We start from the raw sequence: 16,193 nt of genomic DNA on the forward strand, positions 1-16,193 counted from the left end.
CCGGGCCGTCGCCGTGCCGGTGGACGCCGCGTCAGCGCACGAACACTCCCGCGTCCCCGGCCAGCTCCAGGAAGTACTGGGGTGCGACGCCCAGGACCACCGTGACGGCCACGCCGACCCCGATCGCCGTCATCGTCAGCGGTGACGGCACCGCGACGGTCGGGCCCTCGGGGCGCGGTTCGCTGAAGAACATCAGGACGATGACGCGGATGTAGAAGAACGCCGCGATGGCCGACGAGATCACACCGACCACGACCAGCGGGGCCGCCCCGCCCTCCGCCGCCGCCTTGAACACGGCGAACTTCCCGGAGAAGCCGGAGGTGAGCGGGATGCCCGCGAAGGCCAGCAGGAACACCGCGAACACCGCCGCCACGAGCGGGGAACGACGGCCGAGGCCCGCCCACTTCGACAGGTGCGTCGCCTCGCCGCCGGCGTCCCGGACCAGGGTGACCACCGCGAACGCGCCGATCGTCACGAACGAGTACGCCGCCAGGTAGAAGAGGACGGACGAGATGCCCGAGGGCGTGGTCGCGATGACACCCGCGAGGATGAAGCCCGCGTGCGCGATCGACGAGTACGCCAGCAGCCGCTTGATGTCGGTCTGGGTGATCGCCACGATCGCGCCGGCCAGCATGGTGACGATGGCGACGGCCCACATGACCGGCCGCCAGTCCCAGCGCAGGCCCGGCAGCACGACGTACAGGATCCGCAGCAGCGCGCCGAACGCCGCCACCTTGGTCGCCGCCGCCATGAACCCGGTCACCGGCGTCGGGGCGCCCTGGTACACGTCGGGCGTCCACATGTGGAAGGGGACGGCGCCGACCTTGAACAGCAGGCCCATGACCAGCAGCGCGGCGCCGACCAGCAGCAGCGCGTCGTTGCCCATGGTGTCGGCGAGCGCCGGGCTGACGTCCTGGACCGTGCCGTCGACGACCTGCGCGATCGTGGCGTACGACATCGAGCCCGAGTAGCCGTACAGCAGCGCGATGCCGAACAGCGTGAACGCGGAGGCGAACGCGCCGAGCAGGAAGTACTTGACCGCCGCCTCCTGCGACATCAGCCGCTTGCGGCGGGCCAGCGCACACAGCAGGTACAGCGGGAGCGAGAGGACCTCGAGCGCCACGAACAGCGTCAGCAGGTCGTTGGCCGCCGGGAAGACCAACATGCCGGCGACGGCGAAGAGCAGCAGCGGGAACACCTCGGTGGTGGTGAACCCGGCCCTGACCGCCTTCTTCTCGCTGTCGCTGCCCGGTACGGACGCGGCCTGCGCGGCGAAGGAGTCCACCCGGTTGCCGTGCGCCTCCGGGTCGAGCCGGCGCTCGGCGAAGGTGAACAGGCCGACCAGCGCCGTCAGCAGGATCGTGCCCTGCAGGAACAGGGCCGGCCCGTCGACGGCGACGGCGCCCATCGCCGCGATGCCCGCCTTGGTCGTGCCGTAGCCGTCCGCGGCGAGCGCCACGACCGCGGCGAAGGCGGCGGCCAGCGCGACCACGGCGACGAACATCTGCGCGTAGTAGCGCGACCTGCGCGGTACGAACGCCTCGACCAGCACCCCGAGGACCGCCGCTCCGACGACGATCAGGGTGGGTGCGAGCTGCCCGTATTCGATCTTCGGCGCGTCGATCTTCGAGATCGGGTCGGCCGCCGTTGTCCACAGGCTGTGGACGGCTGTTGCGCTCACTTGGCCGCCTCCACCTCGGGCCGGGGGTCCTTCTTCTGTACGTCGGACATGGTGTGCTTCACCGCCGGGTTCACGACGTCCGTGACGGGCTTCGGGTAGACGCCCAGGAAGACCAGCAGCACGACCAGCGGCGCCACCACCGCGATCTCCCGCACCCGCAGGTCGGGCATCGCGGAGACCTCGGGCTTCACCGGGCCGGTCATCGTCCGCTGGTACAGGACGAGGGTGTAGAGCGCGGCGAGGACGATGCCGAAGGTGGCGACGATGCCGATCGCCGGGTAGCGCGTGAACGTGCCGACCAGGACCAGGAACTCACTGACGAAGGGCGCGAGCCCCGGCAGGGAGAGGGTCGCGAGCCCGCCGATCAGGAAGGTGCCGGCGAGCACCGGGGCGACCTTCTGCACACCGCCGTAGTCGGCGATGAGCCGGGAGCCGCGCCGCGAGATCAGGAACCCGGCGATCAGCATCAGCACGGCGGTCGAGATGCCGTGGTTGACCATGTAGAGCGTCGCCCCGGACTGGCCCTGGCTGGTCATCGCGAAGATGCCCATGACGATGAAGCCGAAGTGCGAGATCGACGCGTACGCGATCAGCCGCTTGATGTCGCGCTGGCCGACCGCGAGCAGCGCGCCGTAGATGATGCTGATGACCGCCAGTACGAGGACGACCGGCGTCGCCCACTTGCTGGCCTCCGGGAAGAGTTGGAGGCAGAAGCGGAGCATCGCGAAGGTGCCCACCTTGTCGACGACCGCCGTGATCAGCACGGCCACCGGGGCGGTGGACTCCTGCATGGCGTTGGGCAGCCAGGTGTGCAGCGGCCACAGCGGCGCCTTCACCGCGAAGGCGAAGAAGAAGCCGAGGAAGAGCCAGCGCTCGGTGCTCGTCGCCATGTCCAGCGAGCCGTCGGCCCGCGCCGCGGCGATCTCGGTGAGCGAGAAGTTCCCGGCGACCACGTACAGCCCGATCACCGCGGCCAGCATGATCAGACCGCCGGCCAGGTTGTAGAGCAGGAACTTCACCGCCGCGTACGACCGCTGCGTCGCCGCCGTCTTCTCGCCGTGCTCGTGGGCGCGGTCCCCGAAGCCGCCGATGAGGAAGTACATCGGGATCAGCATGGCTTCGAAGAAGATGTAGAAGAGGAAGACGTCGGTGGCCTCGAAGGAGAGGATCACCATCGCCTCGACGGCCAGGATCAGGGCGAAGAAGCCCTGCGTCGGCCGCCACCTCCGGCTTCCCGTCTCCAGCGGGTCGGCGTCGTGCCAGCCCGCGAGGACGATGAACGGGATCAGCAGGGCGGTCAGCGCGATCAGCGCCACCGCGATGCCGTCCACGCCCAGTTCGTACCGCACTCCGAAGTCCGCGATCCAGGCGTGGGACTCGGTGAGCTGGTAGCGGTCGCCGTCCGGGTCGAACCGCACCAGGACGGTGATCGCCAGCACGAGCGTGGCGAGCGAGAACAGCAGGGCCAGCCACTTGGCGGCCGTGCGCTTCGCGGCCGGTACGGCGGCCGTGGCGATCGCCCCGATGGCCGGGAGCACCGCCGTCGCCGTCAGCAGAGGAAAGGACATCGGTATCAGACCGCCCTCATCAGCAGGGTCGCGGCGACCAGGACCGCCGCGCCGCCGAACATCGAGACCGCGTAGGACCGCGCGAAGCCGTTCTGCAGCCTGCGCATCCGCCCGGAGAGGCCGCCCATGGAGGCCGCCGTGCCGTTGACGACCCCGTCGACCAGGGTGTGGTCGACGTACACCAGCGAGCGGGTGAGGTGCTCACCGCCGCGGACCAGGACCACGTGGTTGAAGTCGTCCTGGAGCAGGTCCCGCCGGGCGGCCCGGGTGAGCAGCGACCCGCGCGGGGCGACGGCCGGCACCGGACGGCGCCCGTACTGGGCCCAGGCGATCGCCACACCGACGACCATCACGGCGACCGTGGCGGCGGTCACGGTCGCGGCGCCGATCGGCGCGTGACCGTGGTCGTGGCCGGTGACGGGCTCCAGCCAGTGCAGGAAGCGGTCGCCGATGCTGAAGAAGGCGCCGCCCGCGACCGACCCGACGGCCAGCACGATCATCGGGACCGTCATGACCTTCGGGGACTCGTGCGGGTGCGGCGGTGCGTACGCGCCGCGCGTCTCGGCGGCGGGCTCCACGTCCGGCTCGGCCGGCGACGGCGTCGGCGCGTTGCGCCAGCGCTCCTCGCCGAAGAACGTCATCAGCATCACGCGCGTCATGTAGTACGCGGTGATGGCCGCGCCCAGCAGGGCGCAGGCGCCGAGGATCCAGCCCTCGGTGCCGCCCTTGGCGAACGCCGACTCGATGATCTTGTCCTTGGAGAAGAAGCCGGACAGGCCCGGGAAGCCGATGATCGCGAGGTAGCCGAGGCCGAAGGTGACGAACGTGACCGGCATGTACTTCCTGAGGCCGCCGTAGCGGCGCATGTCGACCTCGTCGTTCATGCCGTGCATCACCGAGCCGGCGCCGAGGAACAGCCCGGCCTTGAAGAAGCCGTGCGTCACCAGGTGCATGATCGCGAAGACGTAGCCGATGGGGCCGAGGCCGGCCGCCAGCACCATGTAGCCGATCTGCGACATGGTCGAGCCGGCCAGCGCCTTCTTGATGTCGTCCTTCGCGCAACCGACGACCGCACCGAAGAGCAGCGTGACCGCGCCGACGACGGTGACGACCAGTTGTGCGTCCGGGGCGCCGTTGAAGACGGCCGCGGAGCGGACGATCAGGTACACGCCCGCCGTCACCATGGTCGCCGCGTGGATCAGGGCCGAGACGGGGGTCGGGCCCTCCATCGCGTCCCCGAGCCAGGACTGCAGCGGCACCTGGGCGGACTTGCCGCAGGCGGCGAGCAGCAGCATCAGCGCGATCGCGGTGAGCTTGCCCTCACCGGCCTGCCCGGCGAGACCGGGCTCCTCGAGGGTGCCGAGCACCGGCCCGAAGGCGAAGGTGCCGAACCACAGGAACATCAGCATGATCGCGATGGACAGGCCCATGTCGCCGACGCGGTTGACCAGGAAGGCCTTCTTCGCCGCCGTCGCCGCGCCGGGCTTGTGCTGCCAGAAGCCGATCAGCAGGTAGGAGGCGAGACCGACGCCCTCCCAGCCGACGTACAGCAGCAGGTAGTTGTCGGCGAGGACGAGGATCAGCATCGCCGCGAGGAACAGGTTCAGGTAGCCGAAGAAGCGGCGGCGCCGCTCGTCGTGCTCCATGTACCCGACGGAGTACAGGTGGATCAGCGAGCCGACGCCGGTGATCAGCAGGACGAACGTCATCGACAGCTGGTCGAGCCGGAAGGCGACGTCGGCCTGGAAGCCCTCCACCGGGATCCAGCTGAACAGGTGCTGCGTGACGGTGCGCTCCTCGGCGCCCTTGCCCAGCAGGTCGGTGAACAGCACCAGGCCGAGCACGAAGGAGACGGCCGCGAGCAGCGTGCCGATCCAGTGGCCGACGGCGTCCAGCCGGCGTCCGCCGCACAGCAGGACCGCCGCTCCGAGCAGGGGCGCCGCCACCAGCAGCGCAATCAGGTTCTCCACGATTCAGCAGCCCCTCACAGCTTCATCAGGCTGGCGTCGTCGACCGAGGCCGAGTGGCGGGAACGGAACAGGGACACGATGATCGCCAGTCCGACCACGACCTCCGCGGCGGCGACGACCATCGTGAAGAAGGCGATGATCTGGCCGTCGAGGTTGCCGTGCATCCGGGAGAAGGCGACGAACGCGAGGTTGCAGGCGTTGAGCATGAGCTCGATGCACATGAAGACGACGATCGCGTTGCGCCTGATCAGTACGCCGGTGGCGCCGATCGTGAACAGCAGCGCGGCCAGGTACAGGTAGTTGACGGGGTTCACTTCGACGCCTCCTCGGCCCGCTTGAAGGTCGGCGCGTCGATCGCGGTGCGCTCCAGACGATCCTGGGCGCGCTGCTCCATCGCCCGCAGGTCGTTGATCGCCTCCTGCGACACGTCACGGACCTGGCCGCGCTCCCGCAGCGTCTTGCTGACGGTGAGGTCCGACGGGGTGCCGTCGGGCAGCAGGCCCGCGATGTCCACGGCGTTGTGCCGGGCGTACACGCCGGGCGCCGGGAGGGGCGGCAGGTACGTGCCCTCGCGCACGCGCTGCTCGGCCAGTTCCCGCTGGGTCCTGGCGCGCTCGGTGCGCTCGCGGTGGGTGAGCACCATGGCGCCGACGGCGGCCGTGATGAGCAGGGCGCCGGTGATCTCGAAGGCGAAGACGTACTTGGTGAAGAGGAGGGCCGCGAGGCCCTCCACGTTGCCGCCCGCGTTCGCCTCGCCGATGCCGTTGAACTCGCTGAGCGAGGCGTTCCCGATCCCGCCGACCAGCAGGACGCCGAAGCCGAGCCCGCACAGCAGGGCCAGCCGGCGCTGGCCCTTGATGGTCTCCTTCAGGGAGTCCGCCGCGGTGACGCCGACCAGCATCACCACGAACAGGAACAGCATCATGATCGCGCCGGTGTAGACGACGATCTGGACGACGCCCAGGAAGTAGGCGCCGTTGGCCAGGTAGAACACCGCCAGGACGATCATGGTGCCGGCGAGGCAGAGCGCGCTGTGCACGGCCCGCCGCATGAAGACGGTGCACAGGGCGCCGATCACGGCGACCGTGCCGAGGATCCAGAACTGGACGGCCTCTCCGGTGGAGGTGCCGGCAGAGAGAGTCGCCGCGGCGGCGAGCTGCCCGGTCATCGCCCGATCACCTTCTCCGACGCCGGTTCCTCCGCGCCGAAGGTCGAGGCCGCCTCCTGCACGACCTCGCCCTTGCCGTGGGCGACCTGCCGCTCCGTACCGGGCGCGGCCTCGGTCACCAGGCCCCGGTAGTAGTCCTGTTCGTCCGTGCCCGGGTACATGGCGTGCGGGGAGTCGACCATGCCCTCCTCCAGACCGGCGAGCAGCTGCTCCTTGGTGTAGATGAGGTTGGCGCGGCTGGAGTCCGCCAGCTCGAACTCGTTGGTCATCGTCAGCGCGCGGGTGGGGCACGCCTCGATGCACAGCCCGCACAGGATGCAGCGGGCGTAGTTGATCTGGTAGACGCGGCCGTACCGCTCGCCGGGCGAGTAGCGCTCCTCCTCGGTGTTGTCCGCGCCCTCGACGTAGATCGCGTCGGCGGGGCAGGCCCAGGCGCACAGCTCGCAGCCGACGCACTTCTCCAGGCCGTCCGGATGGCGGTTGAGCTGGTGCCGTCCGTGGAAACGCGGAGCGGTGGTCTTCTGCTGCTCCGGGTACTGCTCGGTCAGCCGCTTCTTGAACATGGCCTTGAAGGTCACACCGAAGCCGGCCACGGGGTTCAGGAAACCGGGCTCGGTCTCCTTGGGCTCCTCAGCCATCGGACGCCTCCTTTCCATCCTTGGATCCGACCGGAGATTCGTCACTCTGAGTATCGGGTGCACCACTGACAATCAGCTCCCGCTCACGGCGCGGACGGCGTCGCGGCACCGGCGGCAGCTCCTGTCCCGGCAGCGGCGGTACGGGGAACCCGCCGCCCATGGGGTCGAAGGCGGGTGGGCCCTCGGCGGGCCGGCCGGCCTCCTTCCCCTTGCCGCGGAACAGGTCGGCGACGAAGGACAGCAGCAGGAGGACGAGGACGGCACCGCCGATGTAGAGGGCGATGTCGGCGAAGTCGTAGTTCTCGTTCCGCAGCGCCCGCACGGTGGCGACGAGCATCAGCCACACCAGGGACACCGGGATGAGGACCTTCCAGCCGAGCTTCATCAGCTGGTCGTAGCGGACGCGCGGGAGCGTGCCGCGCAGCCAGACGAAACAGAACAGCAGGGTCAGCAGCTTGCCGGTGAACCAGAGCATCGGCCACCAGCCGTGGTTCGCGCCCTCCCAGAACGTGCTGACCGGCCACGGGGCCCGCCAGCCGCCCAGGAAGAGGGTCACGGCGACGGCCGAGACGGTCACCATGTTGATGTACTCGGCGAGCATGAACATCGCGAACTTGATCGACGAGTACTCGGTGTTGAAGCCGCCGACCAGGTCGCCCTCGGACTCCGGCATGTCGAACGGGGCGCGGTTGGTCTCGCCGACCATCGTCACGATGTAGATGAGGAAGGAGACCGGCAGCAGCAGGACGTACCAGCGGTCGGTCTGCGCCTCGACGATCGTCGACGTCGACATCGACCCCGAGTACAGGAACACGGAGGCGAACGCGGCGCCCATGGCGATCTCGTACGAGATCATCTGCGCGCAGGAGCGCAGACCGCCCAGCAGCGGATAGGTGGAGCCGGAGCTCCAGCCCGCCAGGACGATGCCGTAGATGCCGACCGAGGCGACCGCGAGGATGTACAGCATCGCGATCGGCAGGTCGGTCAGCTGCATGGTGGTGCGCTGGCCGAAGACCGAGACCTCGTTGCCGGCCGGGCCGAAGGGGATCACCGCGAACGCCATGAAGGCGGGGATGGCCGCGACGATCGGCGCGAGGACGTAGACGGCCTTGTCCGCGCGTTTGACGACGACGTCCTCCTTGAGCATCAGCTTCACGCCGTCGGCGAGCGACTGGAGCATGCCCCAGGGGCCGTGCCGGTTGGGGCCGATGCGCAGCTGCATCCAGGCGACGACCTTGCGCTCCATGACGATGGAGATCAGCACGGTCACCATCAGGAAGGCGAAGCAGAACACCGCCTTGACGACGACCAGCCACCAGGGGTCGCGGCCGAACATCGAGAGGTCTTCAGCGGCGAGGTACGGGCTCATGCCTCCACCTCCTCGGGGGTCTCGTCGGCGGGCGCCGCCGGGCCGATACGGACGAGCGAGCCGGGCAGCGCCCCGGTGCCGGAGGCGACGCCGCCGCCGACGGAGTTCAGCGGGAGCCACACCACGCGGTCGGGCATCTCGGTGACGGCCAGGGGCAGCTCGACCGTTCCCGCGCCGGCGGTCACCGCGAGCAGGTCGCCGTCCTTGACCCCGGCCTCGGCGGCCGTGGCGGCCGACACGCGCGCGCGGGCGGCGTGCCGGGTGCCGGCGAGCGCCTCGTCGCCGAGTTGCAGGAGGCCCTCGTCGAGCAGCAGCCGGTGCCCGGCGAGCACGGCCTCCCCGGCGGCCGGCCGGGGCAGCGCGCCCGCGGTCTCCATCGGGTCGGTGGCCCCGGGGCCGTCCCAGGTGCCGAGCCGGCCGAGCTCCGCGCGGATCGTGCGCAGGTCCGGCAGCCCCAGGTGGACGTCCATGGCGTCGGCCAGCATCTGCAGCACGCGCGCGTCGGTGGGCGCGAGCCGCCGGGTCATCTGGTCGGGCTTGAGCGCCGCCTCGAACATGCGGACCCTGCCTTCCCAGTTGAGGAAGGTGCCGGCCTTCTCGGCGACCGCGGCGACCGGCAGGACGACGTCGGCGAGCGCGGTGACCTCGCTGGGCCGCAGCTCCAGCGACACCACGAACCCGGCCTCGGCGAGCGCGGCCCGCGCGCGTGCCGGGTCGGGCAGGTCGGCGACCTCCACGCCCGCGACCAGCAGCGCCTGGAGCTCACCGCGCGCCGCCGCCTCGACGATCTGTCCGGTGTCGCGGCCGTAGCGGTGGGGCAGCTCGGCCACACCCCAGAGGGCGGCGACCTCCGCGCGTGCGCGCGGGTCGGTCGACGGGCGGCCGCCGGGCAGCAGCGCCGGGAGCGCGCCCGCCTCCACGGCGCCGCGCTCCCCGGCCCGGCGCGGGATCCACACCAGCCGGGCGCCGGTCGCGGCGGCGAACCGGACGGCCGCGGTGAGGCCGCCCCGTACGGCCGCCAGCCGCTCGCCCACGACGATGACCGCGCCCTCGCCCCGCAGCGCCTCGGCGGCCGCGGCCCCGTCGTCCTCCAGGCCGACGCCGCTCGCCAGGGCGTCCAGCCACTCGGTCTCGGTGCCGGGAGCCGCCGGCAGCAGTGTGCCGCCGGCCTTCTCGAGCCCCCGCGTGGCGTGCGTGGCCAGGGCGAAGGTCTTCTGTCCGTGCTTGCGCCAGGCCTTGCGCAGCCGCAGGAAGACGCCGGGCGCCTCCTCCTCGGACTCGAACCCGACCAGCAGGACCGCGGGCGCCTTCTCCAGAGAGGTGTACGTGACGCCCGTGCTGTCGAGGTCACGGCCGCGTCCCGCGACCCGCGCGGCGAGGAAGTCGGCCTCCTCGGCGCTGTGCACGCGCGCGCGGAAGTCGATGTCGTTGGTGGCGAGCGCCACCCGCGCGAACTTGCTGTACGCGTAGGCGTCCTCGACGGTGAGCCGGCCGCCGGTCAGGACACCGGTGCGGCCACGCGAGGCCAGCAGGCCCTGCGCCGCGATCTGCAGCGCGTCCGGCCAGGACGCCGGTTCCAGCTCGCCCTCCGGGTTGCGCACGAGGGGCGTGTCGAGGCGGTCCCTCAGCTGCGCGTACCGGAACGCGAAGCGCCCCTTGTCGCAAATCCACTCCTCGTTGACCTCGGGGTCGTTGGCGGCGAGCCGCCGCATGACCTTGCCGCGCCGGTGGTCGGTGCGGGTGGCGCAGCCGCCGGAGCAGTGCTCGCACACCGACGGCGACGAGATCAGGTCGAAGGGGCGGGAACGGAACCGGTACGCCGCCGAGGTGAGCGCGCCGACCGGGCAGATCTGGATGGTGTTGCCGGAGAAGTACGACTCGAAGGGGTCGCCCTCGCCGGTGCCGACCTGCTGGAGCGCGCCCCGCTCGATCAGCTCGATCATCGGGTCGCCGGCGACCTGCTGGGAGAACCGGGTGCAGCGGGCGCACAGCACGCACCGCTCGCGGTCGAGGAGCACCTGCGTGGAGATCGGGACGGGCTTCTCGTAGGTGCGCTTCCTGCCCTCGAAGCGGGACTCGGCGTTGCCGTGCGACATCGCCTGGTTCTGCAGCGGGCACTCGCCGCCCTTGTCGCAGACCGGGCAGTCCAGCGGGTGGTTGATGAGCAGCAGCTCCATCACACCCTTCTGGGCCTTCTCCGCGACCGGCGAGGAGAGCTGGGTCTTCACCACCATCCCGTCGGTGCAGGTGATGGTGCAGGACGCCATGGGCTTGCGCTGGCCCTCGACCTCGACGATGCACTGGCGGCAGGCGCCCGCCGGATCGAGGAGCGGGTGGTCGCAGAACCGGGGGATCTCGATGCCGAGCCGTTCGGCGGCCCGGATGACCAGGGTGCCCTTGGGCACGCTGATCCCGGCGCCGTCGATGGTCAGCGTCACGAGGTCCTCGGGCGGGACCGCGGCCTCTCCTCCGCCGGAGGAGCGCTCGCCCGCGGCGGAGCCGCTTGCGGACTGCTGAACGGTCATGCGTTCACCTCCGTACGGTGGTCGGCCCAGGCCGTGGACCTGGCCGGGTCGAAGGGGCAGCCCCGGCCCGTGATGTGCTGCTCGTACTCCTCGCGGAAGTACTTGAGCGAGGAGAAGATCGGTGAGGCGGCGCCGTCGCCCAGGGCGCAGAAGGACTTGCCGTTGATGTTGTCGGCGATGTCGTTCAGCTTGTCGAGGTCGGCCATCCGCCCCTTGCCGGCCTCGATGTCCCGCATCAGCTGGACCAGCCAGTACGTCCCCTCGCGGCAGGGCGTGCACTTGCCGCAGGACTCGTGGGCGTAGAACTCGGTCCAGCGGGTGACGGCGCGGACGACGCAGGTCGTCTCGTCGAAGCACTGCAGGGCCTTCGTGCCGAGCATGGAACCCGCGGCGCCCACGCCCTCGTAGTCGAGGGGGACGTCGAGGTGCTCGTCGGTGAACATCGGCGTCGAGGAACCGCCCGGCGTCCAGAACTTCAGCCGGTGGCCCGGGCGCATCCCGCCGCTCATCTCCAGCAGCTGGCGCAGCGTGATGCCGAGGGGCGCCTCGTACTGTCCGGGGTTCGCGACGTGGCCGCTGAGGGAGTAGAGCGTGAAGCCGGGGGACTTCTCGCTGCCCATCGAGCGGAACCACTCCTTGCCCCGGTTCATGATGGCGGGAACCGACGCGATCGACTCGACGTTGTTCACCACGGTCGGGCACGCGTAGAGGCCCGCGACGGCGGGGAAGGGGGGACGGAGCCGCGGTTGGCCCCGGCGGCCTTCGAGCGAGTCGAGCAGTGCGGTCTCCTCACCGCAGATGTACGCGCCCGCGCCCGCGTGCACGGTGAGCCGGAGGTCGAGTCCGCTGCCCAGGATGTTCTCGCCGAGGAAGCCGGCCGCGTGGGCCTCGCGCACGGCCTCGTGCAGCCGCCGCAGCACGGGGACGACCTCACCCCGCAGATAGATGAAGGCGTGCGAGGACCTGATCGCGTAACAGGCGATGACGATGCCCTCGATGAGGCTGTGCGGGTTCGCGAAGAGGAGCGGGATGTCCTTGCACGTCCCGGGCTCCGACTCGTCGGCGTTGACGACGAGGTAGTGCGGCTTGCCGTCCCCCTGGGGAATGAACTGCCACTTCATTCCCGTCGGGAATCCGGCGCCGCCGCGCCCGCGCAGACCGGACTCCTTGACGTACGCGATGACGTCGTCCGGTGACATGGCGAGCGCCTTGCGCAGCCCCTCGTACCCCTCGTGCCTCCGGTAGACGTCGAGCGTCCAGGACGCGTCCTCGTCCCAGAAGGCCGACAGCACGGGTGCGAGCAGCTTCTCCGGGCCCGTGTCCTTGAGTTCGGGTGCCAAGGTCATCACTCCCCCTCCTCGGCGACGGGCCCCGCCGGGTGGGAGGGGTCGGAGGCCGATGTGTCCTGCGGCGCGTCGTGCGAGCTGAGGTGCTCCGTCGGTGACGGCTCGTGCGGCGGGGTGTCCCGGGGCGCCTCGCCGCGCGGGTGCACCACCCGCGCGGGTGCGGCCTCCCCCTTGGCCAGCTTCAGGCCGATCAGGGAGGCGGGTCCGGCGCTTCCGGTGGCCTCGACGGCCCCCTCGCGCGTGTCGGGGAAGCCGGCCAGGATGCGGGCGGTCTCCTTGAACGTGCACAGGGGCGCCCCGCGGGTGGGCGCGACCGGACGGCCGGCGCGCAGGTCGTCGACCATGCGCTTGGCGCTCTCGGGGGTCTGGTTGTCGAAGAACTCCCAGTTCACCATCACCACGGGCGCGAAGTCGCAGGCCGCGTTGCACTCGATGTGCTCCAGGGTGACCTTGCCGTCGTCGGTGGTCCCGCCGTTGCCGACGCCCAGGTGCTCCTGGAGCTCCTCGAAGATCGCGTCGCCGCCCATGACGGCGCACAGGGTGTTGGTGCACACCCCGACCTGGTAGTCACCGCTCGGCCGGCGCCGGTACATGGTGTAGAAGGTGGCGACCGCGGTCACCTCCGCGGTGGTCAGGCCGAGCACGTCCGCGCAGAACCGCATCCCGGTGCGCGTGACGTGTCCCTCCTCCGACTGCACGAGGTGCAGCAGCGGCAGGAGGGCGGACCGGGAGTCCGGGTAGCGGGCGATGATCTCGCGCGCGTCGGTCTCCAGCCGGGCCCGGACGTCGTCCGGGTAGGCGGGGGCGGGCAGTTCGGGCATGCCCAGGCCGACGCCCCGCTCGGACCGCTCGGAAGAAGAGGTGGTCACCGGTCGACGCCTCCCATCACGGGGTCGATGGACGCGACGGCGACGATGACGTCGGCGACCTGGCCGCCCTCGCACATCGCCGCCATGGCCTGCAGGTTGGTGAAGGACGGGTCCCGGAAGTGGACCCGGTGGGGGCGGGTGCCGCCGTCGGAGACGACGTGCACCCCGAGCTCGCCCTTGGGCGACTCGACCGCCGTGTACGCCTGTCCCGGCGGTACCCGGAAGCCCTCGGTGACCAGCTTGAAGTGGTGGATCAGGGCCTCCATGGAGGTGCCCATGATCTTCTTGATGTGGTCGAGGGAGTTGCCCAGTCCGTCCGGTCCCAGGGCGAGCTGGGCGGGCCAGGCGATCTTCTTGTCGGCGACCATGACCGGTCCGGGCTGGAGCCGGTCCAGGCACTGCTCGATGATGTGCAGCGACTGGCGCATCTCCTCCAGCCGGATCAGGAAGCGGCCGTAGGAGTCACAGGTGTCGGCGGTCGGGATCTCGAAGTCGTAGGTCTCGTATCCGCAGTAGGGCTGTGCCTTGCGCAGGTCGTGCGGCAGGCCGGTGGAGCGCAGGATCGGGCCGGTGGCGCCGAGGGCCATGCAGCCGGCCAGGTCGAGGTAGCCGACGTCCTGCATGCGGGCCTTGAAGATGGGGTTCCCGGTGGCGAGCTTGTCGTACTCCGGGAGGTTCTTCCTCATCTTCTTCACGAACGCGCGGATCTGGTCCACCGCGCCGGGCGGCAGGTCCTGGGCGAGTCCGCCGGGGCGGATGTAGGCGTGGTTCATGCGGAGCCCGGTGATGAGCTCGTAGATGTCGAGAATGAGTTCACGATCCCGGAATCCGTAGATCATGATCGTGGTGGCGCCGAGTTCCATGCCGCCGGTGGCGATGCACACCAGGTGGGAGGAGAGCCGGTTCAGCTCCATCAGGAGCACGCGGATGACCGAGGCGCGGTCGGGTACCTGGTCCTCGATGCCGAGGAGCTTCTCGACCGCGAGGCAGTAGGCCGTCTCGTTGAAGAACGGCGTCAGGTAGTCCATGCGCGTCACGAACGTGGTGCCCTGGGTCCACGTCCGGTACTCGAGGTTCTTCTCGATGCCGGTGTGGAGGTAGCCGATGCCGCAGCGGGCCTCGGTGACCGTCTCGCCGTCGATCTCCAGGATCAGGCGGAGCACCCCGTGGGTGGACGGGTGCTGCGGACCCATGTTGACGACGATGCGCTCGTCGTCGGCTCGGGCCGCGGTCTCGACGACCTCGTCCCAGTCCCCGCCGGTGACGGTGTAGACGGTTCCCTCGGTGGTCTCGCGTGCCGAGGCGGCGGATGCGTGCGACGTGCTCATGAGTACGACCTCCGCTGGTCCGGAGCCGGGATCTGGGCGCCCTTGTACTCGACGGGGATGCCGCCGAGGGGGTAGTCCTTGCGCTGCGGGTGGCCCTGCCAGTCGTCCGGCATCATGATCCGCGTGAGGGCCGGGTGACCGTCGAAGACGATGCCGAAGAAGTCGTACGTCTCGCGCTCGTGCCAGTCGTTCGTCGGGTAGACGGAGAACAGCGACGGGATGTGCGGGTCGCTGTCGGGGGCGCTGACTTCCAGGCGGATCAGCCGGTTGTGGGTGATCGAGCGCAGGTGGTAGACGGCGTGCAGCTCACGGCCCTTGTCGTTCGGGTAGTGCACGCCGCTGACGCCGGTGCACAGTTCGAAGCGCAGGGCGGGGTCGTCGCGCAGGGTCCTCGCCACGCGGACCAGGTGCTCGCGCTCGATGTGGAAGGTGAGTTCGCCGCGGTCGACGACCGTCTTCTCGATGGCGTTCTCCGGGAGCAGGTCCTGCTCCTCCAGCGCGCCCTCGAGTTCGTCGGCGACCTCGTCGAACCACCCGCCGTAGGGGCGGGCCGCCGGTCCCGGGAGCCGGACCGAGCGGACCAGTCCGCCGTAGCCCGAGGTGTCGCCGCCGCCCGCGGCGCCGAACATGCCGCGCTGGACGCGGATCTCCTCGCCGCCCCGGCCGCGCTGGCCGGGGAGGTTCTCGGCGGACAGGTCCTTCTCGGGGTTGACCCCGTTCGACCCGTTCGCGTCGCTCATCGCAGCAGCCCCTTCATCTCGATCGTGGGCAGGGCCTTGAGCGCCGCCTCCTCCGCCTCGCGGGCCGCCTCCTCGGCGTTCACGCCGAGCTTGGAGGTCTGGATCTTCTGGTGGAGCTTGAGGATGGCGTCCATCAGCATCTCGGGGCGGGGCGGGCAGCCGGGGAGGTAGATGTCGACCGGGACGATGTGGTCGACGCCCTGCACGATCGCGTAGTTGTTGAACATGCCGCCCGAGGAGGCGCAGACCCCCATGGAGATCACCCACTTGGGGTTCGGCATCTGGTCGTAGACCTGCCGCAGCACCGGCGCCATCTTCTGGCTGACCCGCCCGGCGACGATCATGAGGTCCGCCTGCCGCGGTGAGCCGCGGAAGACCTCCATGCCGAAGCGCGCCAGGTCGTAGCGTCCGGCGCCGGTGGTCATCATCTCGATGGCACAGCAGGCGAGGCCGAACGTGGCGGGGAAGACGGACGACTTGCGCACCCAGCCCGCGGCCTGCTCGACGGTGGTCAGCAGGAATCCGCTCGGCAGCTTTTCTTCGAGTCCCATGACTAAAGGCCCCTCAGTCCCATTCCAGGCCGCCGCGCCGCCATACGTACGCGTACGCGACGAAGACGGTGAGCACGAAGAGCAGCATCTCCACGAGCCCGAAGATCCCCAGGGCGTCGAAGGTGACGGCCCAGGGGTAGAGGAAGACGATCTCGATATCGAAGATGATGAAGAGCATCGCCGTCAGGTAGTACTTGATGGGGAAGCGCCCGCCGCCGGCCGGCGTGGGGGTCGGTTCGATACCGCACTCGTAGGCCTCGAGCTTGGCGCGGTTGTACCGCTTCGGACCGATCAGCGTGGCCATGACCACGGAGAAGATCGCAAAGCCTGCCCCGAGGGCTCCCAGTACGAGGATGGGCGCATACGCGTTCACCGCTCCTCGCTCCTCTCAGTCGGCACTGACTGCTGGCGGATGTGCAGCGGGCCGATCCGGCCTCAAC

14 protein-coding genes are annotated in these 16,193 nt (G+C 70.3%); all 14 read right to left on the minus strand.

The window, feature by feature from the left end; translation table 11 throughout:
- Window positions 1–31 precede the first annotated feature (31 nt).
- The 14 genes from nuoN to ACFY3N_RS27000 are packed head-to-tail and all read right to left on the minus strand — an operon-like array spanning window position 32 to window position 16,126.
- A complete protein-coding gene (nuoN, locus tag ACFY3N_RS26935; RefSeq protein ID WP_390819322.1) occupies window positions 32–1,681 on the minus strand; it encodes an NADH-quinone oxidoreductase subunit NuoN in 1,650 nt (549 codons plus the stop codon).
- Window positions 1,678–3,249, minus strand: a complete 1,572-nt coding sequence (locus ACFY3N_RS26940; protein WP_390819323.1) for an NADH-quinone oxidoreductase subunit M — start codon at window positions 3,247–3,249, stop codon at window positions 1,678–1,680. The genes nuoN and ACFY3N_RS26940 overlap by 4 nt, the downstream gene beginning before the upstream one ends.
- A 5-nt stretch (window positions 3,250–3,254) precedes the next feature.
- Window positions 3,255–5,219 (minus strand): NADH-quinone oxidoreductase subunit L, encoded by a 1,965-nt coding sequence (nuoL, locus tag ACFY3N_RS26945; protein ID WP_390819324.1) that lies wholly within the window; start codon window positions 5,217–5,219, stop codon window positions 3,255–3,257.
- A gap of 14 nt (window positions 5,220–5,233) precedes the next feature.
- Entirely contained in the window at window positions 5,234–5,533 is a 300-nt protein-coding gene (nuoK, locus tag ACFY3N_RS26950) for an NADH-quinone oxidoreductase subunit NuoK (protein ID WP_003974374.1), read from the minus strand.
- The gene (locus ACFY3N_RS26955) at window positions 5,530–6,387 is read right to left on the minus strand and encodes an NADH-quinone oxidoreductase subunit J (protein WP_390819325.1); all 858 of its coding nucleotides are present in this window, start codon (window positions 6,385–6,387) and stop codon (window positions 5,530–5,532) included. Before ACFY3N_RS26955 ends, nuoK begins: the two co-directional genes overlap by 4 nt.
- Window positions 6,384–7,025 carry an NADH-quinone oxidoreductase subunit NuoI gene (gene nuoI / locus ACFY3N_RS26960; protein ID WP_390819326.1) on the minus strand — a complete coding sequence of 214 codons (642 nt, stop codon included), beginning with the start codon at window positions 7,023–7,025 and terminating at the stop codon, window positions 6,384–6,386. Before nuoI ends, ACFY3N_RS26955 begins: the two co-directional genes overlap by 4 nt.
- A complete protein-coding gene (gene nuoH, locus ACFY3N_RS26965) occupies window positions 7,018–8,394 on the minus strand; it encodes an NADH-quinone oxidoreductase subunit NuoH (protein ID WP_390819327.1) in 1,377 nt (458 codons plus the stop codon). Before nuoH ends, nuoI begins: the two co-directional genes overlap by 8 nt.
- Complete coding sequence (locus ACFY3N_RS26970) at window positions 8,391–10,919, minus strand: NADH-quinone oxidoreductase subunit G (RefSeq protein ID WP_390819328.1); 2,529 nt, start codon at window positions 10,917–10,919, stop codon at window positions 8,391–8,393. The genes nuoH and ACFY3N_RS26970 overlap by 4 nt, the downstream gene beginning before the upstream one ends.
- Window positions 10,916–12,265, minus strand: coding sequence for an NADH-quinone oxidoreductase subunit NuoF (gene nuoF / locus ACFY3N_RS26975; protein WP_390819329.1), 1,350 nt, complete (start codon window positions 12,263–12,265; stop codon window positions 10,916–10,918). The genes ACFY3N_RS26970 and nuoF overlap by 4 nt, the downstream gene beginning before the upstream one ends.
- Entirely contained in the window at window positions 12,265–13,134 is an 870-nt protein-coding gene (nuoE, locus tag ACFY3N_RS26980) for an NADH-quinone oxidoreductase subunit NuoE (RefSeq protein ID WP_390819330.1), read from the minus strand. Before nuoE ends, nuoF begins: the two co-directional genes overlap by 1 nt.
- Complete coding sequence (locus ACFY3N_RS26985; protein WP_390819331.1) at window positions 13,131–14,462, minus strand: NADH-quinone oxidoreductase subunit D; 1,332 nt, start codon at window positions 14,460–14,462, stop codon at window positions 13,131–13,133. Before ACFY3N_RS26985 ends, nuoE begins: the two co-directional genes overlap by 4 nt.
- The gene (locus ACFY3N_RS26990; protein WP_390819332.1) at window positions 14,459–15,202 is read right to left on the minus strand and encodes an NADH-quinone oxidoreductase subunit C; all 744 of its coding nucleotides are present in this window, start codon (window positions 15,200–15,202) and stop codon (window positions 14,459–14,461) included. Before ACFY3N_RS26990 ends, ACFY3N_RS26985 begins: the two co-directional genes overlap by 4 nt.
- Window positions 15,199–15,753, minus strand: coding sequence for an NADH-quinone oxidoreductase subunit B family protein (locus ACFY3N_RS26995; protein ID WP_010041554.1), 555 nt, complete (start codon window positions 15,751–15,753; stop codon window positions 15,199–15,201). Before ACFY3N_RS26995 ends, ACFY3N_RS26990 begins: the two co-directional genes overlap by 4 nt.
- Before the next feature lie 13 nt (window positions 15,754–15,766).
- Complete coding sequence (locus ACFY3N_RS27000; protein WP_003974383.1) at window positions 15,767–16,126, minus strand: NADH-quinone oxidoreductase subunit A; 360 nt, start codon at window positions 16,124–16,126, stop codon at window positions 15,767–15,769.
- Window positions 16,127–16,193 lie beyond the last annotated feature (67 nt).

Origin of the sequence: Streptomyces sp. NPDC000348, from assembly GCF_042898795.1 — a bacterium.
In the GTDB taxonomy this organism is placed as follows: Bacteria; Actinomycetota; Actinomycetes; order Streptomycetales; family Streptomycetaceae; genus Streptomyces.

Bases quoted from the DNA above. Each gene is read 5' to 3' on its own strand.
- ACFY3N_RS26970 (WP_390819328.1), bottom strand. From the start codon at position 10,919: ATGACCGTTCAGCAGTCCGCAAGCGGCTCCGCCGCGGGCGAGCGCTCC.
- nuoI (WP_390819326.1), bottom strand. From the start codon at position 7,025: ATGGCTGAGGAGCCCAAGGAGACCGAGCCCGGTTTCCTGAACCCCGTG.
- ACFY3N_RS26985 (WP_390819331.1), bottom strand. From the start codon at position 14,462: ATGAGCACGTCGCACGCATCCGCCGCCTCGGCACGCGAGACCACCGAG.
- ACFY3N_RS26940 (WP_390819323.1), bottom strand. From the start codon at position 3,249: ATGTCCTTTCCTCTGCTGACGGCGACGGCGGTGCTCCCGGCCATCGGG.
- nuoF (WP_390819329.1), bottom strand. From the start codon at position 12,265: ATGACCTTGGCACCCGAACTCAAGGACACGGGCCCGGAGAAGCTGCTC.
- ACFY3N_RS26990 (WP_390819332.1), bottom strand. From the start codon at position 15,202: ATGAGCGACGCGAACGGGTCGAACGGGGTCAACCCCGAGAAGGACCTG.
- ACFY3N_RS26955 (WP_390819325.1), bottom strand. From the start codon at position 6,387: ATGACCGGGCAGCTCGCCGCCGCGGCGACTCTCTCTGCCGGCACCTCC.
- nuoH (WP_390819327.1), bottom strand. From the start codon at position 8,394: ATGAGCCCGTACCTCGCCGCTGAAGACCTCTCGATGTTCGGCCGCGAC.
- ACFY3N_RS26995 (WP_010041554.1), bottom strand. From the start codon at position 15,753: ATGGGACTCGAAGAAAAGCTGCCGAGCGGATTCCTGCTGACCACCGTC.